This is a genomic window from Citroniella saccharovorans (assembly GCF_035481615.1).
GTDB classification, from domain to species: Bacteria; Bacillota; Clostridia; order Tissierellales; family Peptoniphilaceae; genus Citroniella; species Citroniella saccharovorans.
On record NZ_JAYKOT010000003.1, the window covers coordinates 528,997 to 551,043 of the forward strand.

The 22,047-nt window shown below is 33.2% G+C and carries 15 protein-coding genes, 1 pseudogene and 1 riboswitch; all 16 genes and pseudogenes read left to right on the forward strand.

The window, feature by feature from the left end; all coding sequences use genetic code 11:
• The first annotated feature begins 12 nt into the window (after positions 1-12).
• Positions 13-213 carry a 50S ribosomal protein L31 gene (gene rpmE, locus VLK81_RS05040; protein ID WP_324619579.1) on the forward strand — a complete coding sequence of 67 codons (201 nt, stop codon included), beginning with the start codon at positions 13-15 and terminating at the stop codon, positions 211-213.
• Between the two features lie 236 nt (positions 214-449).
• Positions 450-1,194: pseudogene (locus VLK81_RS05045) on the forward strand (DUF1385 domain-containing protein).
• Positions 1,185-1,988, forward strand: coding sequence for a peptide chain release factor N(5)-glutamine methyltransferase (gene prmC, locus VLK81_RS05050; RefSeq protein ID WP_324619580.1), 804 nt, complete (start codon positions 1,185-1,187; stop codon positions 1,986-1,988). The pseudogene VLK81_RS05045 and the gene prmC overlap by 10 nt, the downstream one beginning before the upstream one ends.
• Before the next feature lie 55 nt (positions 1,989-2,043).
• A complete protein-coding gene (locus tag VLK81_RS05055; protein WP_324619581.1) occupies positions 2,044-2,499 on the forward strand; it encodes a chromate transporter in 456 nt (151 codons plus the stop codon).
• Positions 2,489-3,064, forward strand: coding sequence for a chromate transporter (locus tag VLK81_RS05060; RefSeq protein WP_324619582.1), 576 nt, complete (start codon positions 2,489-2,491; stop codon positions 3,062-3,064). The genes VLK81_RS05055 and VLK81_RS05060 overlap by 11 nt, the downstream gene beginning before the upstream one ends.
• A complete protein-coding gene (gene prfA / locus VLK81_RS05065) occupies positions 3,054-4,121 on the forward strand; it encodes a peptide chain release factor 1 (protein ID WP_324619583.1) in 1,068 nt (355 codons plus the stop codon). The genes VLK81_RS05060 and prfA overlap by 11 nt, the downstream gene beginning before the upstream one ends.
• A 207-nt stretch (positions 4,122-4,328) precedes the next feature.
• Positions 4,329-6,305 carry an L-threonylcarbamoyladenylate synthase gene (locus VLK81_RS05070; protein WP_324619584.1) on the forward strand — a complete coding sequence of 659 codons (1,977 nt, stop codon included), beginning with the start codon at positions 4,329-4,331 and terminating at the stop codon, positions 6,303-6,305.
• 110 nt (positions 6,306-6,415) lie between these two features.
• Positions 6,416-6,865 carry a ribose 5-phosphate isomerase B gene (gene rpiB / locus VLK81_RS05075; RefSeq protein WP_324619585.1) on the forward strand — a complete coding sequence of 150 codons (450 nt, stop codon included), beginning with the start codon at positions 6,416-6,418 and terminating at the stop codon, positions 6,863-6,865.
• Positions 6,866-6,867: 2 nt separating this feature from the next.
• Complete coding sequence (upp, locus tag VLK81_RS05080) at positions 6,868-7,497, forward strand: uracil phosphoribosyltransferase (RefSeq protein ID WP_324619586.1); 630 nt, start codon at positions 6,868-6,870, stop codon at positions 7,495-7,497.
• Between the two features lie 224 nt (positions 7,498-7,721).
• Positions 7,722-7,904, forward strand: a riboswitch (cobalamin riboswitch).
• A 64-nt stretch (positions 7,905-7,968) separates the two neighbouring features.
• Positions 7,969-8,940 carry an ABC transporter substrate-binding protein gene (locus tag VLK81_RS05085; protein WP_324619587.1) on the forward strand — a complete coding sequence of 324 codons (972 nt, stop codon included), beginning with the start codon at positions 7,969-7,971 and terminating at the stop codon, positions 8,938-8,940.
• Between the two features lies 1 nt (position 8,941).
• Positions 8,942-9,982 (forward strand): FecCD family ABC transporter permease, encoded by a 1,041-nt coding sequence (locus VLK81_RS05090; RefSeq protein ID WP_324619588.1) that lies wholly within the window; start codon positions 8,942-8,944, stop codon positions 9,980-9,982.
• Entirely contained in the window at positions 9,975-10,733 is a 759-nt protein-coding gene (locus VLK81_RS05095) for an ABC transporter ATP-binding protein (RefSeq protein ID WP_324619589.1), read from the forward strand. Before VLK81_RS05090 ends, VLK81_RS05095 begins: the two co-directional genes overlap by 8 nt.
• An 865-nt stretch (positions 10,734-11,598) precedes the next feature.
• Positions 11,599-13,584 (forward strand): hypothetical protein, encoded by a 1,986-nt coding sequence (locus VLK81_RS05100; protein WP_324619590.1) that lies wholly within the window; start codon positions 11,599-11,601, stop codon positions 13,582-13,584.
• Entirely contained in the window at positions 13,505-15,211 is a 1,707-nt protein-coding gene (locus VLK81_RS05105) for a hypothetical protein (RefSeq protein WP_324619591.1), read from the forward strand. The genes VLK81_RS05100 and VLK81_RS05105 overlap by 80 nt, the downstream gene beginning before the upstream one ends.
• A 22-nt stretch (positions 15,212-15,233) precedes the next feature.
• The gene (locus VLK81_RS05110; protein WP_324619592.1) at positions 15,234-15,440 is read left to right on the forward strand and encodes a hypothetical protein; all 207 of its coding nucleotides are present in this window, start codon (positions 15,234-15,236) and stop codon (positions 15,438-15,440) included.
• Between the two features lie 24 nt (positions 15,441-15,464).
• Positions 15,465-22,037 (forward strand): hypothetical protein, encoded by a 6,573-nt coding sequence (locus VLK81_RS05115; RefSeq protein ID WP_324619593.1) that lies wholly within the window; start codon positions 15,465-15,467, stop codon positions 22,035-22,037.
• Positions 22,038-22,047 lie beyond the last annotated feature (10 nt).

The window sequence follows — 22,047 nt, forward strand, 5'->3', positions numbered from 1 at the left end:
GAGGTGAAAAGCATGAAAGAAGGAATTCATCCAGAATATCACGAAGCAACAGTTACATGTGCTTGCGGAAATACTTTTAAGACTGGATCAACAAAAGAAAATTTAAAGGTTGAAATCTGCTCAGAATGTCATCCATTCTATACAGGACGTCAAAAATTCACTGAACGTGGTGGTAGAGTAGAAAGATTTAAGAAGAAATATAATAGAGATTAATTTCTTCTAGAGGAGGTTAGTGCTTAGTGTGCTAACCTTTTATTTTTGTAGGAGGATATATGAAAAAAACTACAATAGGAGGGCAGGCTCTCATAGAGGGCATACTTATGAGAGGCCCACTCAAATCCTCAATAGCAGTTAGAAAAAGTGATGGAGAGATAGCCCTTAAAGTTTTTGACACAAAAAATAAATATAATTCCAAATTTTCAAAACTTCCTTTTATTAGAGGTTTTTTTATGCTGTTAAATTCTATTTCTCTAGGTCAAGAAGCCTTAAATTACTCAGCTTCATTCATAGAAGATGAGACTTATGACGAGAAAAAAGAAGGAATATTTGAGAAAATTTTTAAAGAAAACTCTGAAAAAGTCCAAAACTTTTTAATGAGTCTTTTTTGCTATATTTCTAAGTTTAGCAATCTTCTTTTTTATACCAAACCTAATAACAGGGCTAATTAAGGGCAGAGTTAAAAATATATTTTTATTGAATTTAATAGAAGGTATTTTTAGAATTATTATGTTTTTAATTTATGTAAGTCTTTTTTCATTTTCTAAAGAAATGAGAAGAATATTAATGTACCATGGGGCAGAGCATAAGGCAATATTTGCCTATGAAAAAGGACTCGATCTTACAGCTGAAAATGCAAAGAAACAGCCCAAAGAACACCCAAGGTGCGGTACAAGCTTTTTATTTTCTATTATGCTAATTTCAATACTTGTTTTGTCTTTCTTTGGCTGGCAAAGTCCACTAAAAAGGCTTATTATAAGACTACTCCTTGTGCCACTAATTATAGGTATAAGTTATGAAGTAAATAGAATTTTGGCAAAAAGTGATGGATTTATTAGTAGAATTCTTATAAAGCCTGGTTTATTAGTTCAAAAACTTGCCACAGTTAAAGAACCTGACTTAGAGATGCTTGAAGTTTCTTTAGAAGCATTAAAGGCAGTAATTCCAGAAGATGGTGAATTAGATACATGGAAATAAAAGACCTATTAGAAGATTTAGAGGAAAACGAAAGAAGACTAATCTTAGAGGAAATCTTTAACATAGATAGAACTTCATATTATTTAGGAAACTTTAACCTATCAGGAGAAGAATATAAAGAACTTAAAAATCTTGTAGAGAAAAGAAAAGAAGGCTACCCACTCCAATATTTAATAGGCAAGTGGTGGGTTTACGGCTTGGAGCTTTTTGTGGAAGAAGGAGTTCTTATTCCAAGATTTGAAACTGAAATTTTGATAGATAGGGCAGTAAATTTAAAAAAAGAATTTAAAAAGATTTTAGATATAGGAACAGGCACAGGACTAATTGCAATAGCCCTAGCTAAAGAATTTAAAAATGCTGAAATTATAGGACTTGACATAAATCCAAAGGCTATAGATTTAGCAAAGAAAAATGCTAGGCACCACAAGGTAGATAATATTAAATTTATAGAGTCGGATCTTTTTTCAAATTTAAAAGAAAAAGATTTTGATTTAATTATTTCAAATCCACCTTATATCGATAAAAACCTTAAAAAGAGTTTACAAAAAGAGTTAACCTACGAGGACGATAGGGCCCTTTACTCTGGAAGTAGTGGACTAGATTTAATAAGAAAGATTATAATAGAGTCAAGGGACCTTTCTAAAGAGTTTAATCTACTACTAGAAATTGGATATGACCAAGGAGAGTCGGTTAAAAATCTTTTAAGTAAAGCTCTATATAAAAATATAGAAATTACAAAGGATTTAAATAATTTCGATCGAGTGGCGGAAGGATATTACAATGCATTTACTTAACTTATTTATTTCATTTTTTAAAATAGGGCTATTCAGTTTTGGTGGTGGCTATGCAATGATACCCATGATAAAAACTGAAGTAGTTCAAATAAATAGCTGGCTTACTAATAGTGAGTTTATAGATATGATCGCTGTATCTCAGATGACTCCAGGTCCGATCGCTATTAATCTTGCAACATATATTGGTTTTCAGGTAAATGGACCTCTTGGAGCGGTAGTATCAACTCTAGCTGTTATTCTGCCATCTTTCATTATAATGACTATAATTTATCTTTTAGTTTCAAAACTAAAAGGATCAAAATACATGGACTGGTTTTTTACGGGTCTAAGACCAGTTATAGCAGGATTAATAGTATCAGCCATACTCATGGTGCTACCATCGAGCATTGTAGATATAAAGACCTTTATAATATTTGCTCTTTCATTTGTCCTAGTCCATTTTAAAAAGATTCACCCAATTTTTGTAATAATTATAGCTGCCGGTTTAGGAGGAATTATCTATGGATGGTAATAAAAAAATAAATCCTATTAAATTGTTTACATCGTTTTTTTTAGTAGGTGCCTTTACCTTTGGGGGCGGAATCGCAATGATACCAGTCATAGAAAGAGAAGTAGTTACTAAAAATAAATGGCTTGAAAATGATGAGTTTTTAGATGTTATCGCACTTGCTCAATCATCCCCTGGACCTCTTGCAGTTAATACAAGTATTTACTTAGGCTACAAGCTAGCATCCCTTCCTGGAGCAATATTTTCTGCACTTGGAACAATCCTACCATCATTTCTAATAATGCTGCTGGTAGCTACAGTTTTTACATCAATAAGATCACTAAAAATAGTTGATTCAATATTTATGGGAATAAGGGCCTGTGTTGTAAGCTTACTTTTATCAGCCATCATTTCAATCACAAAAAGAAGTAAATTTAAAATTCCTTCCTACTTAATTATGCTAATTGTAACACTTATTGTTTCATTATATGGCATATCGCCAATTTTTGTAATTTTAGTAGGTGGATTTGGTTATATTTTATATAAATTAATTAGTCTAAAGTTTAGGAGAGATGAAAATGTTAGATAAATTAAAAATAATAGAAGATAGGTATGAGGAGCTTGAAAAGTTAATTTCAGATCCTGAAACTATGAAAGATATGGATAAGTTTCAAAAACTTTGCAAGGAACACGCAGACCTTGAAGATATAGTTAAGGTTGCTAGAAGTTACTCTAAAAATATAGAAATATTAAATGAAGATAAAGAACTTTTAGGAACAACAGACGAAGAAGAAATGAGAGAACTTCTAAAAGAGGACATAGCTGAAAAAGAAAAAAATATAGAAAAGCAAGAAGAAGAAATAAAAATACTGCTCCTTCCTAAAGACCCTAACGATGAAAAGAACGTAATTGTCGAAATAAGAGCTGGAGCAGGAGGAGACGAAGCCGGTCTTTTTGCAAAAGATCTTTTTAGAATGTATTCAATGTATGCAGACTCTAAGGGCTGGAGGTCTGAAGTTATGACGATGAATGACCAGGGAGCAGGCGGCATAAAAGAAGCAATTTTTATGATAAAAGGAAGCGGTGCCTATTCAAACCTTAAATATGAATCTGGAGTTCATAGAGTTCAAAGAGTCCCACAAACAGAATCTCAAGGAAGAATTCATACTTCAACTGCAACAGTAGCAGTTCTTCCAGAAGCAGATGATGTTGACGTTCATATAGAACAAAAAGATCTTAAAATTGATGTATATAGATCAAGCGGAAACGGTGGTCAATCGGTAAATACAACAGACTCTGCCGTTAGAATCACCCACCTTCCAACAGGAATTGTAGTAACTTGTCAGGACGAAAAATCTCAGCTTAAGAACAAAGACAAGGCAATGAAAATTCTAAAGACAAAACTTTATGATATGATGCTTGAAGAGCAAAACAAAGAAATTTCAGAAGATAGAAGAAGTCAAGTAGGTACAGGAGATAGGTCTGAAAGAATTAGGACATATAACTTTCCTCAAGGAAGAATAACAGATCATAGAATAGGGCTTACAATCTATCAATTAGATTCCTTCTTAGATGGAGATATTCAAGAGATGATAGATGCCCTAATTGCAGAAGATCAAGCTAAAAAATTATCTAAAATTGATTAATTATTAGCTTTTCTATAACTTATATTGGCAAAATCTTTAAACTAAGAGAAGAGGGTGGTGACTTCTAAAAGTTACCACCTCAGCTAATTATTATTTACTTTACCCTTTATATTTTACTTAGGCAATAAAACTTTTATTTCCGAGCCCTCTTTAAAATACATAAATTTAAATTTAAGAAATAAATCATAAGTTAAATAGGAGATTTTAATGGTTAACTTTTTCGCTAAAATTTTTATAAAAGATTATAAAAACACAAATAACCCCAATATCCAGCTAAAGTATATAACCCTTTCAGGCATTATAGGTCTTGCCTTAAATCTAATTTTATTTATTATAAAATTAACAGCAGGCTTAATTATTGGATCAGTTTCAATCTTTTCAGATGCCTTCAATAACTTGTCCGATACTCTAACATCTTTATTAGCCATATTTGGTTCGACTTTTTCAAGACGTCCAGCAGATAAAGAGCATCCTTTTGGACATGGAAGATATGAATATATAGCATCTTTTTTAGTCTCAATGGTTATAATGTATGTTGGTTATTCACTTTTTAAAAATGCCTATGAAGAAATTAGAAACCCTTCAAAAGCTGAATTTGGACTACTTTCCATCTCTATATTAGTTTTTTCTATACTTTTAAAACTTGAAATGTATAAATATAACCACGACCTATATAAAAGATTCGACTCTGTATTAAACGATGGAGTTGCAAAAGATAGTTTAAACGATGTTGTAGCTACATCTGCAATCCTCTTATGTGGTTTTTTAAACCAATTTATAGATTTTAACCTAGATGCACTTGCAGGACTCGTTATCTCAGTCCTAGTTTTTAAAACTGGTTTGGACTTTGCAAAAGATACAATTAGCATCCTTACAGGAGAAGAAGTTTCAGACGATATAAAAGGAAAAATAACTGATATAGTTTTAAATTCCACCTATATAAAAAATTATCATGACCTCAATGTACACGATTATGGTAGAGGTAAGATCCTAGCATCAATTCACGCTGAAACTCCATACGATCTTAGCATCCTCACAATCCATGACGAAATAGATAGAGTAGAAAAAGAAGTTATGAAAAAACTGCACATTGAACTTGTTATCCACATGGACCCAACATATTCATACTATGACGAGGAAAAGACAAAATATAAGACAGAACTTTTAAAAATAAATTCTATAAATGACCTTAAACAAATAAGCTGGCCAGCAGAAATTCTCAAAAGAGGTGGACTTGTTGTTATTCCAACTGAAACGGTTTACGGTCTTGCAGCCTTATATAACAATGAGAATGCCATAAGGAAAATCTTTGAAGTAAAAAATAGGCCGCTTGATAATCCTCTTATAGTTCATATAGCAGACTTTAGCGATATATACGACCTAGCGGAAGATATTCCAGAAAAATTTGAACAAATTGCAAAAGAATTTTGGCCAGGACCACTTACGGCAGTTCTTAAAAGAAAAAGTACAGTTCCAGACATAGTTACAGCAGGTGGGGATACAGTCGCTATAAGAATGCCAGATAATGAGATCACTAGAAAAATAATTTCACTTTCAGGGCCACTAGCTGCACCTTCAGCCAATCTTTCAGGCAGACCTTCCCCAACCAACCCTAAAGATGTACTTATGGACTTAGATGGAAGGGTAGAAATGATTGTTGATGGAGGTATTTCAAGAGTAGGAATAGAATCTACTGTTGTAGATTTTACAGGAGAATTTCCTACAATCTTAAGACCTGGTTTCTATACAGAAGATGACTTTTTAAAATATTATGAAAAAGTTTTATTGGACCTAAGCCTAAAAGATAAAAATCAAGTTCCAAAATCCCCAGGGCAAAAATACAAGCACTACGCTCCAAAGGCTGAAATGTATATCTACGACTACAATCTAGAAAATAGAATTGATAAGATGAAAAAAGACCTTGAATCCTATAAAAATCAAGGCAAAAAAGTTGGAATCCTTACATTTAACGAATACCTTAGAGAATTTGACACCCCATATGTAAAGTCCTTAGGAAGTATCAAAGATACAGAAGAAAATTCCAGAAAACTTTTCTCCTCTCTTAGAGACTTCGATAGGTACAATGTTGATATAATTTTAGCAGAGGGAATCAAAGAAGAGAATCTTGGATTTTCTATAATGAATAGGATGAAAAAATCAGCAGCAGGTAAAATTATCAAGTAAAAAAACTATAAAATCTAGCAAATAATTAAAATAATATTAAATATTAAAAAAGTCAGTAGAGAAAAATATGTTATAATAAATTGACTAGAAAAAATGATTGGGGGCTAAAAATGAAAGTTGTTATAGGATCAGATCATGGTGGATATGAATTAAAAAAAATCATAATTGACTATCTAAAGGCTAGGGAAATAGAAGTAGTAAATCTTGGAACAGATTCATCTGAGTCTGTAGACTACCCAGATTATGCAGAAAAATTAGCCAAAGAATATCTAAATGGCGGTTATGATTTTGGGATAGGAATTTGCGGAACTGGAATAGGAATATCTATTGCCTTAAACAAGTTTAATGGAATAAGGGCTGCACTTTTATCAGATGCTTTTTCCGCAAAAGCAACCAAAAGACACAACAACGCCAATTTTATTTGTTTTGGTGGTAGAACCATAGGACCAGAAGTCGCAAAAGACATAATAGATGCCTATATGGGAGCAAGCTTTGAAGGAGATAGGCACCAAAGAAGACTAGATAAAATAGAAAAAATAGAAGAAGAAAATAGGAGATAAAAATGTCAAAAGTTACAGTATTTGAACATCCACTTATAAAACACAAACTAACAATATTAAGAAAAATAGAAACAGGATCAAAAGACTTTAGAGAACTTGTAAATGAAATTTCAACAATGATGGCATTTGAAGTAACTAGAGACTTACCAGTTAGAGAAATAGAAATCGAAACTCCAATAGAAAAGACAACAGGATACGAAATAGCTGGCAAAAAACAAGCCCTTGTCCCAATCTTAAGAGCAGGACTAGGAATGGTAGATGGAATACTAGAAGTTCTACCAGCAGCAAAAGTTGGCCATATAGGACTATATAGGGATCCAGAAACCTTAAAGCCAGTTGAATATTATTGTAAACTTCCTGTAGATATAAGCGAAAGAGAAATCTACGTATTAGATCCAATGCTTGCAACAGGAGGATCATCTTCAGCTGCCATAACTTTCCTAAAAGAAAAAGGCTGCAAGTCGATAAAACTTGTAAATATAATAGCTGCACCAGAAGGCATAGAACTTGTTCAAAGAAACCACCCAGATGTAGATATATTTGTAGCAGGCCTAGATAAAAAACTCAATGAACATGGTTATATAATGCCAGGCCTTGGAGATGCTGGAGATAGGCTTTTTGGTACAAAATAATTCTTCAAAAACAATTTAATAAATTTTAAAATAAAGCCAAAAATCTTAACTAAAGATTTTTGGCTTTAATTTTTAAAACATTTCATATAACAACTAAAAAGTTTACTTTAAAAAATAAAATAAAAATCTTATTCATAAAAATAAAAATTGAACTAAATTAATACCAATGTCAAAATTGATTTTTTTAAAATTAAGTGCTAAAATATAATGCGAAAATAAAAAAATAGTAAATAAAAAACGTTGTGCTAATTATAGTATGCTTTTAAGCATTAGGGAATCAAGTGCAAATCTTGAACTAATCCGGTAACCGTGATTGCTGACAAATAATATGGCCACTATCTTTAAGGTGGGAAGGCGTTATGAGGATGAAGCTAAGTCGGGATACCTAATAGCGTTTTTTACCGGGATAGATAAATTTATGATGTCTTTCTCGGTTTTGAGAAGGATTTTTTATTTTTCAAGGAGGAAGACATGAAAAAAAGAATATTATCATTATTTTTAGCTTTTGCCCTTGCATTTTCTTTTACAGCTTGTGACAAAAACAATAATAATAATGAAACAAAACAAGAAACTGAAAACAAGACCGATGAAAATTGCAAATCTTTAGAAACTGAGAATACAGTATACCCTCTAAACATAAAGGATATGCTAGGAAATGAAATCTCATTTTCTCAAAAACCAGAAAAAATAGTTGTACTTAATCCTGATAGTGCAGAAATAGTAAATGAACTTAAAGGAGCAAAAGATATAGTTGCAATAGGTCAATATGTAGACTATCCAGAAGAAATACTAGAAAAGCCAAAACTTCAAACAGGAGACGAGTTAAACGCAGAAGAAATTATTAAACTAAATCCAGATGTAATCTTTGTTTCCGATATGGCTCAAACTGCCGAACAGTTTAAAACAATTAAAGATGCAGGTATAAGTGTAGTTACATTTAACGCCAAAGATCTAAATGGAGTATATGAAGAAATTGATCTTATCGGAAAAATATTAGACAAAAACAAAGAAGCTAAAGATTTAATTGGGTCTATGAAATACGTATTTGACGAAATAGCAAAAGATAAAGAAGCCAATAAAGGCAAGAGCATATATTTTGAAGTATCTCCTTTAGAATATGGACTATGGTCAGCTGGAAAAGGAACATTTATGCAAGAAGCAGCAGATATGTTAGGATTAAAAAATATATTTGACGATGTAGAAGGATGGAAAGAAATCTCTGAAGAAGAAGTTATCAAAAGAAATCCAGATTATATAATGACAATTACTATGTACTCAGGAAGTGGAGACAAACCTGAAGAAGAGATAATGAAAAGAACTGGCTGGGAAGAAATAAGTGCAGTTAAAAACAAAAAAATATTAAATTTACAAAACAATGAATTATCTAGACCTTCACCAAGATTAAAAGAAGGATTTAAACTTTTATCAGATTTTGTAAAGTAGAATGTTTACTAGTAAAAATCAATCCAAAATCTACATTCCTATATTGCTTTTACTATTTATAAGCATGATAATATGTATATCTATAGGAAGTGTAACACTCCCTTTTAAAGAAGTTGTCGAAATTTTAATAAAAGGATTTAAAAGAATATTTGAGGGGCATCCAGCCCCTCTTTCTGCTAATGAAACCATTATCTTAAAAATAAGACTACCTCGAATACTCTCAAGTTTCTTAGTTGGAGCATCGCTTGCAATAAGCGGAGCGTCTATGCAGGGGCTTTTAAGAAACCCCCTAGCAGATGGGTCAACCTTGGGAATAAGCTCAGGAGCTTCGCTCGGAGCTTATTTAGCAATTGCCTTTAATCTTAGCTTTCCAATAGGAATATTTAGACCAACAGTAGTATTTGCCATAATATTTGCATTAATATCTATAATTATAATCTTTACTCTAGCAAGACAAATAGATAGTGGATTTTCAACAACCACAATAATCCTACTTGGAGTTATCTATTCAATGTTTGTATCTGCAATAACAAGTCTTATCATAACATTTAATACAAGAAAAATAGAGTCCATAACATTTTGGTCGATGGGATCTCTACAAGCTTCAAGTTATGAAGGAGCATTAGTTTTATTTTTAGTACTTTTAATATTTTCAATCATACTTATATCCAAAAGCAAGGAACTTGACGCCCTATCTATAAGCGAATCATTTGCTAGCAACATAGGAGTAGATGTAAAAAAGAGCAAAAAAATAATCATATTGGCAGTATCATTTTTAGTTGGTACAAGTGTAGCTTTTTCTGGAACGATAGGCTTTGTAGGCTTAATCTCACCTCACATAGTTAGAAAAATAACCGGACCAAGCCACAAAAAACTATTTATATTTTCAAGTATCTTTGGTGGTATTTTTTTACTCTATGCAGATCTTTTATCTAGAACCATACTTAGACCAGCTGAAATACCAATAGGTATCATCACATCCTTTGTCGGTTCCTTTATTTTCATATATATATTTTACAAAAAGAGGAAAAGTCATGCTTAGATTAGAAAATGTATCCCTTGAAATTGGAGAAAAGAAAATATTAGATGATATAAATTTTGAACTTAAAAAAAATACAAAACTAATGGTTATAGGGCACAACGGAGCAGGTAAGTCAAGCTTAGCTAAGGCAATCACGCAAAATATTAAATATAAAGGTAAAATATATTTTGAAAATAAAGATCTACAGTACATGAAAGCAACAGAAAGAGCCAAAGCTATTGGCTACCTAATGCAAACAAATTATATTGAGTATCCATTTACAGTAGAAGAAATAGTTTCTTTCGGTAGATATCCATATAGAAAGGGTATACTAGATACACAAAGTGAATTAGACAAAAAAATGATAGACTCGGCAATAGAGACAATGGAGATAGAAAATATAAGAACAAGATCTGCAAACTTTCTTTCAGGCGGAGAACTACAAAAAGTTTTCTTGGCTCAGGTCTTAGCCCAAGATCCTAAAATCTTGATACTAGACGAAGTTACAAACCATCTTGATATATCCATTCAAGAAAAAATATTTAGTTTAATAGACTCTTGGGTTAAAAAAGGGGACAGGGCAGTTATAAGTATAGTTCACGACCTAACACTTGCTAAACTCTTCTCAGATAACATACTCCTTTTGCAAAAAGGGAAAATTGTAGCAGAGGGGAAAGCAAGTCAAATTTTTAAAGAAGAAAATATAAATAAGGCCTATAACTTTGATGTAATTTCTTGGATGAAGAAAAGAGCAAAAATATGGATAGAGTAAAAGCAAGTTGAAGAATAAAAATTACCTTCAACTTGCTTTAATATTTATATAGAAAAAGGGAATAATAAATATATTAAGATATAAAATAAAATTTATAAAAGATAAATAATACCAACTTTCAAACTCAATAAAAAAATTAATATTATTAAAAATAAAAATGCTATTTTGCCTAGCAATTCTCTTTTTAAAAATATAAAAAAATTATAAAAAAAGAGAAAAGAAAATTTTTCAAAAAAATTAAATTTAATTCTTTTAAGAAAAATATTTTAAGCCTAGAATTATAAAAAAATATATGAACTCGCATAAAATTCATAAATAAAACTTTAAAAAACATCTTAATAAATTTATAAATCTATAATAAAATATAAAGAAAACACATATAGAAACTTCTAAATTTAAAAAAATAATAAAAATTAAATAAATCAACTGAATTTTACATTTTACCTCTAAAAAAATCGCTAAAATTAGTAAAATGTAGTATAATATGGGTAGAAATATATAAGAAGAAGTGAATCATATTTTAATGGATTTTTTATAAGTTCATGTATTATTAGTCAATAAAAAATTGAAAAATTAATCACCTTACAAAATCTATAGATTTAATAGATTTTAAAAAACTAGTTAATAGCTGACCAAATTGTGCATTAAATTAATACACATAAAGCCAGATATTATATATAGCAAATGCTAAATTGCAAACACCTAAAAATAATATAGTTAGGAGGGGATAATATTCGGATAGAAAAATATTTAAATTAAGCAGATTATTTTAATTAATTAGGGCTTAATTTAAATTTTAATCTTTTTTTTGAAAATGTATTTTCAAAAATAAAATTTACAAACAATTTAAACAAGGAGGAAAAAAATGCAAAAAAACAAAGAACAGTCACTTCGCAGATTCTTATCACTTTTTTTGGCACTAATAATGATTTTAACTAGCTTGCCACTAAACGTATTTGCGGAAGAACCTTCAACAGGGACTAGAGCAGTAGCCACTCCAGACTGGGAAGTAAGCGACGAAGAAGCAGAGGCTGATCACTGGCCATTGACAGCAAATAATAGACTTGTAGAAGCTGCCAATGCTGACTCAATTAAAAACCCCAACATTGAGTATGGAGGTACATTTAATTTAGGAGATAGACAAGTCATTACAATTCTTTATAAAACACAATCAAGTGCAAACGCAGTATGGCAAAGGTTGCTTCTAAAATTTGATAAAACCTTAGCACAAATGATTGACTGGGATAATGCTAAAACAGGAGCATGGAAAGATCCAGCTAAAAATAAAGAATCTACAAATCCACAGCATTTTAATGGGGACATTATAAAATTTACCTCAGAACCAAGAGAAAATGCCGGATCGGACAATGTATATAGTGTGGCTTTAAATGATGCTATGTTTAAAAAGCAAGCTATAGAAGCGCCTATGCATTTTGTATTAAAATCTCCAGACCAATTACAACAGCTAGGTCTTCCAACGAGTGTTGAAGCCCTTGTACAAAGTAAAGAGCCAGTAATACAATCAAGAATAGTAGATAAGTATTATGAAAAAGTTCGTATGAACCCATGTGCCCACTTAGATGGTTACTCAACTTATACTTCTTCTACTATTATACCTAGAAGAGACTATAGGGCTGGTTTGATACCAGAATGTGAAGATGATAACATAGATCCATGGATTTTAACACAGACTGCTTTTCTAACCTATAACAAGAATAAGGGTTATGTAGACTTAACAATTAGACACAATAAAAACGCCAATAAGCCTTTACAACATAAACCCGTTTTAGGACTTAGAACAGTGATTGAAGATAAATTCTTTAACGTTTTGGCAGGAAGTGCCGAAGAAGGAGTCCCAGAAGATGGAAGTGCGAAAATTGCTGATGTATTCATTGTAGGAGCCAATGAAAAACCTTATGATGGTGGTTCGTATGATAATCCAGTCCCAGAAAGGCGCATTCCTGTTCTAAGAAATCAAATTAATCAAGGGCAAGATGGTCTTCAATATATTCAAGTGGTGGGTACTGACTATCAAAAGACAGCCTATGAAAATAACATCAAAATGCAAAGCAAAGGAAATGCATTGGAGACGCTTTTAAACTCTGCACTTGCTTCAGGTGGTAGAGGTGTTGGAACCATTGTTAGGTTTTATGTAAAACCTGAAAAGTTTGAAAGTCTTATTAGCGATACAGACCTTCTAGATATGACTTTTTATACAACATTTACTACACAAACAAAGAAGGGAGAAGCTAGAGAAACTTTCTCTGGAAAAGTTGATAAAGATAGAACCCTTCAAAAGGGACAAAAACTAGTTCTAGATGTTGGAACAAAAGAATTTGGCCTTGGCTCTTTTGCGGGCAATCGAAAGATGGTAATGGAAGTTGGAGAAAGACCGCATAATGTAGTTTTCCAATCAGCCCCAAATGATGCTCTTGGCACCTCTCTATATTGGAAAGACTCTACTTCATACTGGTGGACAATTCCTTATGACATGACTTTAAAAGAAGGGACACCAATAAAAATCTACATGCAAGGCTTAAAAAACAATATACAAGAAGTTAGATTTTACACAAGTAAAGATGAGCAAGCCTTAGGAGATGCAGGAGACTTCTTTACAATAACAAAAGATCCTGACAAATGTGGAGACATGCAATATGTTCGTTTCGCTGGCAACTTAAAAAGCCCGAACATTGAAAAAACCCAAAATGAAGCCTCCATTCCAGAAATCTTTACAACAGATACAATTCTCTATGGACACACAAAGATTGGTAATGCAATTGTTAGAGCAAGGGGCGTATCGGAAGACGAAAAAGTCTGTATTAAACCAAGCTTACCTATCAGACGCAAATGACACCTACAAAGATGTAGGAAGTGGAGACGATACAGAGTCTGTAATTGATAAAAAAAGATCACGGGCTGTAATTGTAAATAAAAAGATATATAACGGCTATGAATTTTCAACACAAACAGCAGTTAACCCAAGCGATCCTTTGGGAGCTACAACAGGGATTTTAAATAAGAAGTATAAAATGGTAAAAGATGCGCCACTAGCCTTTTCAACAGAAGACTACTCCATCAATGCTATTGAAAAACTTCCACCAGTTATCGAGCAAGTACAAGCCAAAGTGAAGTTTGACTTAAATGGAGGCTACTTGGGAGAAGACCCAAATGCGGAAAAGGCAAAAGATCCCATTGTTAAAATTGCTCCGCTAAATGAAAACTATAGATATGTAGTTGATAAGGATAACTTCCCAACAGCAACATTAAATCCATCCTATAAGGCCAATGCCTTTGAAGGTGCCAACAGAAGAATGGTTGATGATGGTGCTGGGAATCAAGTGATGGCATCTCACACCGACCAGCCACTTGGAACAGAAATATATCAGGTTGCCTTTGATAGATACAAAGAACAGCTACAAAATAGACTTGTAGAAGCAGAGGCATTGGATAACACTATAGGTACGCCTAGAACAATAAGAAATGCAGCTATAGCTGAGGCGAAACAAGATATCGATTCTTTCGATAATTATATTGCTAAATTCTATACAAACAAGGGCATCGACATTACTAAGTCACAACTTTGGCTAAGAGAATTCCCTGGTAAAGAAAGTCAAGTAGAACTTAAGACAGAAAATCCAAAGATGGAAAACAAAGAATTCTATGGCTGGACAACAAAGAAAGTTACAAGCGTTGACGAATACAACAAATTGGAAGAATTGAAGACAGAAGCACAAGCTAAAAACATAACAAAAACATATAAGTTTACAGAAAATTCTCCAATCCTATCTGAAATGACCGTATATGCTTTCTATGGACCAGTAAAATCACAAGTAACAAATCCAAAGCAAACTTATGATGAAGCCAAGGACAAGCAATATATAGAAATTACACCTGCAGAAGAAGGAAAAGACCTTCCAGAAAATGCAACTTATAAGCTTGTTAAGAAAAATGAAGATGGAAATTATACAGAAGTTGAAGGTTTAACACAAACTACAAAAGAAGATGGAACACCAGTATTTGATATAACAGATTTACCAAGTGATAAATTCGATCCAAATGCAGACTACTATATCGAAACAATAGAAACTGGCAAGAATCCATCTTATTCAGACACACCTATTAAGATTGATAAAGTAGCACCAACATTTGCTGATATGGGCAATGGAAAACAAGTATTAGCTAATCCAGACCCACTAGGCTACTTTGTAAAAGTTTCAGCTAAGGCTGAAGACCAAGCTGGTATCCTAAGAATATATGTTGATGGCTATAAAGATAAGGGTTACTATGATAGCACACCAAAAGCTGAAGATAATTCAGACGTTACAAAGTCCTTAAATGATAATGTAGCTGTTCAACAGGGTCAGGAAAAGACCTTCACTGTTATAGCTATTGACAAGTTCGGCAACAAGGCTAATGTAGAACACAAAGAAGCAAAAAAAACTTCCACTAATCAAGGTTGGTATAGACAGACCTTATAGCGGTGATGATGCTATATATGTTATGACAGATATTGGAGCTAACCTTGAAATAACTGTTTATGACAGAAGTGGCAATGAAGTCTTGAAAATGACAGCTAAACAAACAGAAGAAATTTCAGAAATCAAGCTTTCTGATGGCAAAACTCTACCAAAAAGAGGTGGAAAAGTAGCCGTTAAAGCTAGCATTGAAGGAAAAGATCCAAACACAGTAGTATCTAGAATTAGATAGGAAGAGAACTAAGAAGGAGGAGCAATGAAAAATAAATTAATCTCCTTGATTCTTGCTATCTGTATATTATTGGGAACAGTAAGTCCAGTTTTTGCAGCTGGACCTACTTCCCATAAATTAATTACAGAAACCAGCCAGACTTCAAGTGAATTAGAAGAACACAACGGTAAGCTTAGTGCAGCAGTAGAAATCCCGGTATCAGAACTAAGACAAGCGAAACAAAGTAGCTTTAGCCTATTCAACAGAAGATTCCAAACACGTAGTGGTAATCCTAATGATTTAAGTCATGGAGAAACCTATATTAGAATTGATATAGAAAAATTCGGTATTGAAAATAATGAATTTGACTTCGATGCTGTTTTTGGCACTGAAGCACCAGATGTCAATGTTGCTTTAATATATCCTGACGGAAGTACAGAGCAAGAAGTGAGCTTTGAAATTAACAAAGATACCAAGACTATTGATGTTAATGGCAAGTTCTCCCAATACGACTTAGTAGATAAAAAAATCTACATTGAATTTGACGGAGAAAAAGTAGCTGGTAACTTCACATTCAAAGAAAGTTCTTATGACGTTGACTACGACACCTTTACAGCTGTATTTACACTTTCACTATATCAACTAAGAAATACAGACCTAATTGTAAAAACAGTTAAGGCAGGAAATGAAGCTACAAATCCTACAACAGCAGCTACAAAGGGCAAGATAAAACTTACTGCAGGAAGTCTTGAAAAAGAAATAGAAATCCCTGAAGGCTCAAAAAAAACAGAAGTTTTATCTCCAAGAGAAGCTAATCTTAAAAACAGAAAGAATATTAACAGTGGTCTAACTTTTACTGTTGAAGGTTTAGAAAATGGCGTATTAGTAGATAAAAATGCTAATAAAGTTTATAAACCAGGTACACCTGTAGTTGATGAAAATGGAATCGACCCTACAGTAATCACATTTACAGAAAAACCAATCGTAACAGAAACAGAACCAAGGATTGACGATCCAGAAAACCCTGGAACACAAATCACTGACCCTGACTATGTAGCTGTAACTTTTGCAGCAGGCGAACACGGAACAATAGTAGCAAACAAAACCTATTACGTCTTCAAAGGCGTGGAAATGGATTCTACTTTAACTCCACCAGCTGTTACAGCAAATAATGGCTGGACACAAAAGACTGGAACAGAAGCGTGGAATCCAGCTTTAGCAACAAAATATGATACAGCTACAGAACATGTTGCACAATATAAATATAATGGACCAGATGTAGTTCCACAACCAGGCAATGACATACCAGACGTACCATCAAACTTTGTATTAGTAGAATTCAAGCCAGGAGACCACGGAACATTATCTGGAACAACAAAATACTGGGTAAACCCAGATGCAAACAAAACCCTAGAACACATTACAAAACCAGGAGTAACAGCAAACGATAATTACAAGTTTACAGTCTGGGATAAAGCTGATACAACAGCAATCACAGAAGCATTAGAAGTAACAGCTAAGTATATTAAAGACGGTCAAGAAATTGTACCAGGAACAGACTTACCAGATGGAGTATTTGAAGTAAAAGTCTTAAGAGATGAAACATCAATAAAAGACAACGCTCTTTACGGAAAATCTTATGCAGTATTTAAAGATAGCAAACTAGCACAAGACAAATTCCCAACACCAGAAGCAGAAGAAAACTTCAAAGACCCATCATGGAATGTAAAAAATCCATGGGATCAAGCAATAACAACAAACACAGATTTCAAAGCATCAGCAGTAAGTTCAGCATTTAACAAAGACAAAGTTACAAAAATTGAATTTACAAAAGATCCAACTAAGATGACTTATACAGAAGGTGACAAGCCAGAACACGACGGATTAGAAATCACACTAACCGACGAAAATGGAAACACCCAAGTAGTAACAAAAGATAAGTTAGGCGAATTTGGAATCACAGTAACACCAGCTGAAGCAACAGAATTAGCGAAATCAAACAATGGAAACCACTTTGTAGCAAAAGTAAACGACAAAGACGGAAAAGAAATCGAAGCAAACTCACCAGGAACAATAACTGTAAATGATAAGATATCAGATACAGAAGTAATTCCTTACGAACCAGAAGACAAAGATAACCCAACAAATCCAGACGATAAAAACATTCCAACAGAAGACGACAAAGGAAAGATTGACAAGAGTCAATACAACATTGTAGCGTTCAAGACAGAAGACATCGCTAAAGGAAAATTAGAACTAGGAGACCTAAAAGATAAAGAAGTAATCTCAGTTCTAGTTAAAAAAGGATCAAAATGGGATAAAGTAACTGTACCAGCTACAAAACCAGTAGACGACACAGTTAAATTCTTAAGCTGGGATCCAACTCTACCAGAATCAACAGTAGAAGTAGAAAATGGAAAAGTTTATACAGCTAAGTTTGTAAAAGATGGTCAAGAAATTGTACCAGGAACAGACTTACCAGATGGAGTATTTGAAGTAAAAGTCTTAAGAGATGAAACATCAATAAAAGACAACGCTCTTTACGGAAAATCTTATGCAGTATTTAAAGATAGCAAACTAGCACAAGACAAATTCCCAACACCAGAAGCAGAAGAAAACTTCAAAGACCCATCATGGAATGTAAAAAATCCATGGGATCAAGCAATAACAACAAACACAGATTTCAAAGCATCAGCAGTAAGTTCAGCATTTAACAAAGACAAAGTTACAAAAATTGAATTTACAAAAGATCCAACTAAGATGACTTATACAGAAGGTGACAAGCCAGAACACGACGGATTAGAAATTACTCTAACAGACGAAAATGGAAACACCCAAGTAGTAACAAAAGATAAGTTAGGCGAATTTGGAATCACAGTAACACCAGCTGAAGCAACAGAATTAGCGAAATCAAACGATGGAAACCACTTTGTAGCAAAAGTAAACGACAAAGACGGAAAAGAAATCGAAGCAAACTCACCAGGAACAATAACTGTAAATGATAAGATATCAGATACAGAAGTAATTCCTTACGAACCAGAAGACAAAGATAACCCAACAAATCCAGACGATAAAAACATTCCAACAGAAGACGACAAAGGAAAGATTGACAAGAGTCAATACAACATTGTAGCGTTCAAGACAGAAGACATCGCTAAAGGAAAATTAGAACTAGGAGACCTAAAAGATAAAGAAGTAATCTCAGTTCTAGTTAAAAAAGGATCAAAATGGGATAAAGTAACTGTACCAGCTACAAAACCAGTAGACGACACAGTTAAATTCTTAAGCTGGGATCCAACTCTACCAGAATCAACAGTAGAAGTAGAAAATGGAAAAGTTTATACAGCTAAGTTTGTAAAAGACGGTCAAGAAATTGTACCAGGAACAGACTTACCAGATGGAGTATTTGAAGTAAAAGTCTTAAGAGATGAAACATCAATAAAAGACAACGCTCTTTACGGAAAATCTTATGCAGTATTTAAAGATAGCAAACTAGCACAAGACAAATTCCCAACACCAGAAGCAGAAGAAAACTTCAAAGACCCATCATGGAATGTAAAAAATCCATGGGATCAAGCAATAACAACAAACACAGATTTCAAAGCATCAGCAGTAAGTTCAGCATTTAACAAAGACAAAGTTACAAAAATTGAATTTACAAAAGATCCAACTAAGATGACTTATACAGAAGGTGACAAGCCAGAACACGACGGATTAGAAATCACACTAACCGACGAAAATGGAAACACCCAAGTAGTAACAAAAGATAAGTTAGGCGAATTTGGAATCACAGTAACACCAGCTGAAGCAACAGAATTAGCGAAATCAAACGATGGAAACCACTTTGTAGCAAAAGTAAACGACAAAGACGGAAAAGAAATCGAAGCAAACTCACCAGGAACAATAACTGTAAATGATAAGATATCAGATACAGAAGTAATTCCTTACGAACCAGAAGACAAAGATAACCCAACAAATCCAGACGATAAAAACATTCCAACAGAAGACGACAAAGGAAAGATTGACAAGAGTCAATACAACATTGTAGCGTTCAAGACAGAAGACATCGCTAAAGGAAAATTAGAACTAGGAGACCTAAAAGATAAAGAAGTAATCTCAGTTCTAGTTAAAAAAGGATCAAAATGGGATAAAGTAACTGTACCAGCTACAAAACCAGTAGACGACACAGTTAAATTCTTAAGCTGGGATCCAACTCTACCAGAATCAACAGTAGAAGTAGAAAATGGAAAAGTTTATACAGCTAAGTTTGTAAAAGATGGTCAAGAAATTGTACCAGGAACAGACTTACCAGATGGAGTATTTGAAGTAAAAGTCTTAAGAGATGAAACATCAATAAAAGACAACGCTCTTTACGGAAAATCTTATGCAGTATTTAAAGATAGCAAACTAGCACAAGACAAATTCCCAACACCAGAAGCAGAAGAAAACTTCAAAGACCCATCATGGAATGTAAAAAATCCATGGGATCAAGCAATAACAACAAACACAGATTTCAAAGCATCAGCAGTAAGTTCAGCATTTAACAAAGACAAAGTTACAAAAATTGAATTTACAAAAGATCCAACTAAGATGACTTATACAGAAGGTGACAAGCCAGAACACGACGGATTAGAAATCACACTAACCGACGAAAATGGAAACACCCAAGTAGTAACAAAAGATAAGTTAGGCGAATTTGGAATCACAGTAACACCAGCTGAAGCAACAGAATTAGCGAAATCAAACAATGGAAACCACTTTGTAGCAAAAGTAAACGACAAAGACGGAAAAGAAATCGAAGCAAACTCACCAGGAACAATAACTGTAAATGATAAGATATCAGATACAGAAGTAATTCCTTACGAACCAGAAGACAAAGATAACCCAACAAATCCAGACGATAAAAACATTCCAACAGAAGACGACAAAGGAAAGATTGACAAGAGTCAATACAACATTGTAGCGTTCAAGACAGAAGACATCGCTAAAGGAAAATTAGAACTAGGAGACCTAAAAGATAAAGAAGTAATCTCAGTTCTAGTTAAAAAAGGATCAAAATGGGATAAAGTAACTGTACCAGCTACAAAACCAGTAGACGACACAGTTAAATTCTTAAGCTGGGATCCAACTCTACCAGAATCAACAGTAGAAGTAGAAAATGGAAAAGTTTATACAGCTAAGTTTGTAAAAGATGGTCAAGAAATTGTACCAGGAACAGACTTACCAGATGGAGTATTTGAAGTAAAAGTCTTAAGAGATGAAACATCAATAAAAGACAACGCTCTTTACGGAAAATCTTATGCAGTATTTAAAGATAGCAAACTAGCACAAGACAAATTCCCAACACCAGAAGCAGAAGAAAACTTCAAAGACCCATCATGGAATGTAAAAAATCCATGGGATCAAGCAATAACAACAAACACAGATTTCAAAGCATCAGCAGTAAGTTCAGCATTTAACAAAGACAAAGTTACAAAAATTGAATTTACAAAAGATCCAACTAAGATGACTTATACAGAAGGTGACAAGCCAGAACACGACGGATTAGAAATCACACTAACCGACGAAAATGGAAACACCCAAGTAGTAACAAAAGATAAGTTAGGCGAATTTGGAATCACAGTAACACCAGCTGAAGCAACAGAATTAGCGAAATCAAACAATGGAAACCACTTTGTAGCAAAAGTAAACGACAAAGACGGAAAAGAAATCGAAGCAAACTCACCGGGAACAATAACTGTAAATGACAAACAAGCTGAAGAATCTACACCAGTAACAGATCCTAAACAAACACCAAATACTCCTGACGGAAAACCAACTGTTGAAGTTACTATTCCAGAAGGTGTAGAACCAGGAACTGTAATTGATATTGTAAAAGAAAAAGAAGATGGCACCACTGAAGTAGTTGGAAATACAACTATTCCAGAAGATAAAAAACCTGGAGACAAAATAACTATTCCTTTAGATGATGACAAGACTGAAGATAAAGATGTTATTAAAGTTGTAACTACTGAGCCTGATAAAAAACCATCTGAATCAAAGACCAAAGTAACTTTAGACAAAAAAGGTCCTGAATTCACTCATAAGGATGAGAATGGACAAACTGTTATAGGAGTTATCGTTAAGCAAGAACCTTATAGTTATGAAATTAAGATAGATACAACTGCAAAAGATGATACAGGTATTCTTAAGATTTACTATGAGGGAACAGATGGAGAACTATATTATCTCGAAGAAGCAAGTGAAAAGACAGTGGATTTAAGTAAGTTAATTAAAAAAGCAAAATTAAAAGACAATAAAATTAAATTAGTTGCTGAAGATAAATTTGGTAACAAAACAGAATTTGAAGCTGATCTTAATGCAAAGCCTGAGCCTCTTATAATGAAAGCTGAAAGACCTTATGATGGTGATGATTTCTTAGCATTTAAAACTGAAAAAAATGCAAGTGTTGTTGTTAAAGTTTTAAGAGGTGGAACTGAAATATTTAACAAAACAATTACTGCCTCAGGTGAATTTGACGAAATAGATCTTGACTCTGATCTAGAAAAGGGAGATATAGTTATTTATGAAGCTAAACTTGCTAATAAAGTAGGCAAGATGAAACAATTAGTAAGATAATTTAGGAGGA

Coding starts and splice junctions, on each gene's coding strand:
- rpiB (WP_324619585.1), top strand. CDS start 6,416: ATGAAAGTTGTTATAGGATCAGATCATGGTGGATATGAATTAAAAAAA.
- rpmE (WP_324619579.1), top strand. CDS start 13: ATGAAAGAAGGAATTCATCCAGAATATCACGAAGCAACAGTTACATGT.
- VLK81_RS05070 (WP_324619584.1), top strand. CDS start 4,329: ATGGTTAACTTTTTCGCTAAAATTTTTATAAAAGATTATAAAAACACA.
- VLK81_RS05085 (WP_324619587.1), top strand. CDS start 7,969: ATGAAAAAAAGAATATTATCATTATTTTTAGCTTTTGCCCTTGCATTT.
- VLK81_RS05060 (WP_324619582.1), top strand. CDS start 2,489: ATGGATGGTAATAAAAAAATAAATCCTATTAAATTGTTTACATCGTTT.
- VLK81_RS05055 (WP_324619581.1), top strand. CDS start 2,044: ATGATACCCATGATAAAAACTGAAGTAGTTCAAATAAATAGCTGGCTT.
- VLK81_RS05115 (WP_324619593.1), top strand. CDS start 15,465: ATGAAAAATAAATTAATCTCCTTGATTCTTGCTATCTGTATATTATTG.
- VLK81_RS05110 (WP_324619592.1), top strand. CDS start 15,234: ATGACAGATATTGGAGCTAACCTTGAAATAACTGTTTATGACAGAAGT.
- VLK81_RS05090 (WP_324619588.1), top strand. CDS start 8,942: ATGTTTACTAGTAAAAATCAATCCAAAATCTACATTCCTATATTGCTT.
- prfA (WP_324619583.1), top strand. CDS start 3,054: ATGTTAGATAAATTAAAAATAATAGAAGATAGGTATGAGGAGCTTGAA.
- VLK81_RS05100 (WP_324619590.1), top strand. CDS start 11,599: ATGCAAAAAAACAAAGAACAGTCACTTCGCAGATTCTTATCACTTTTT.
- VLK81_RS05105 (WP_324619591.1), top strand. CDS start 13,505: ATGCAATTGTTAGAGCAAGGGGCGTATCGGAAGACGAAAAAGTCTGTA.
- VLK81_RS05095 (WP_324619589.1), top strand. CDS start 9,975: ATGCTTAGATTAGAAAATGTATCCCTTGAAATTGGAGAAAAGAAAATA.
- upp (WP_324619586.1), top strand. CDS start 6,868: ATGTCAAAAGTTACAGTATTTGAACATCCACTTATAAAACACAAACTA.
- prmC (WP_324619580.1), top strand. CDS start 1,185: ATGGAAATAAAAGACCTATTAGAAGATTTAGAGGAAAACGAAAGAAGA.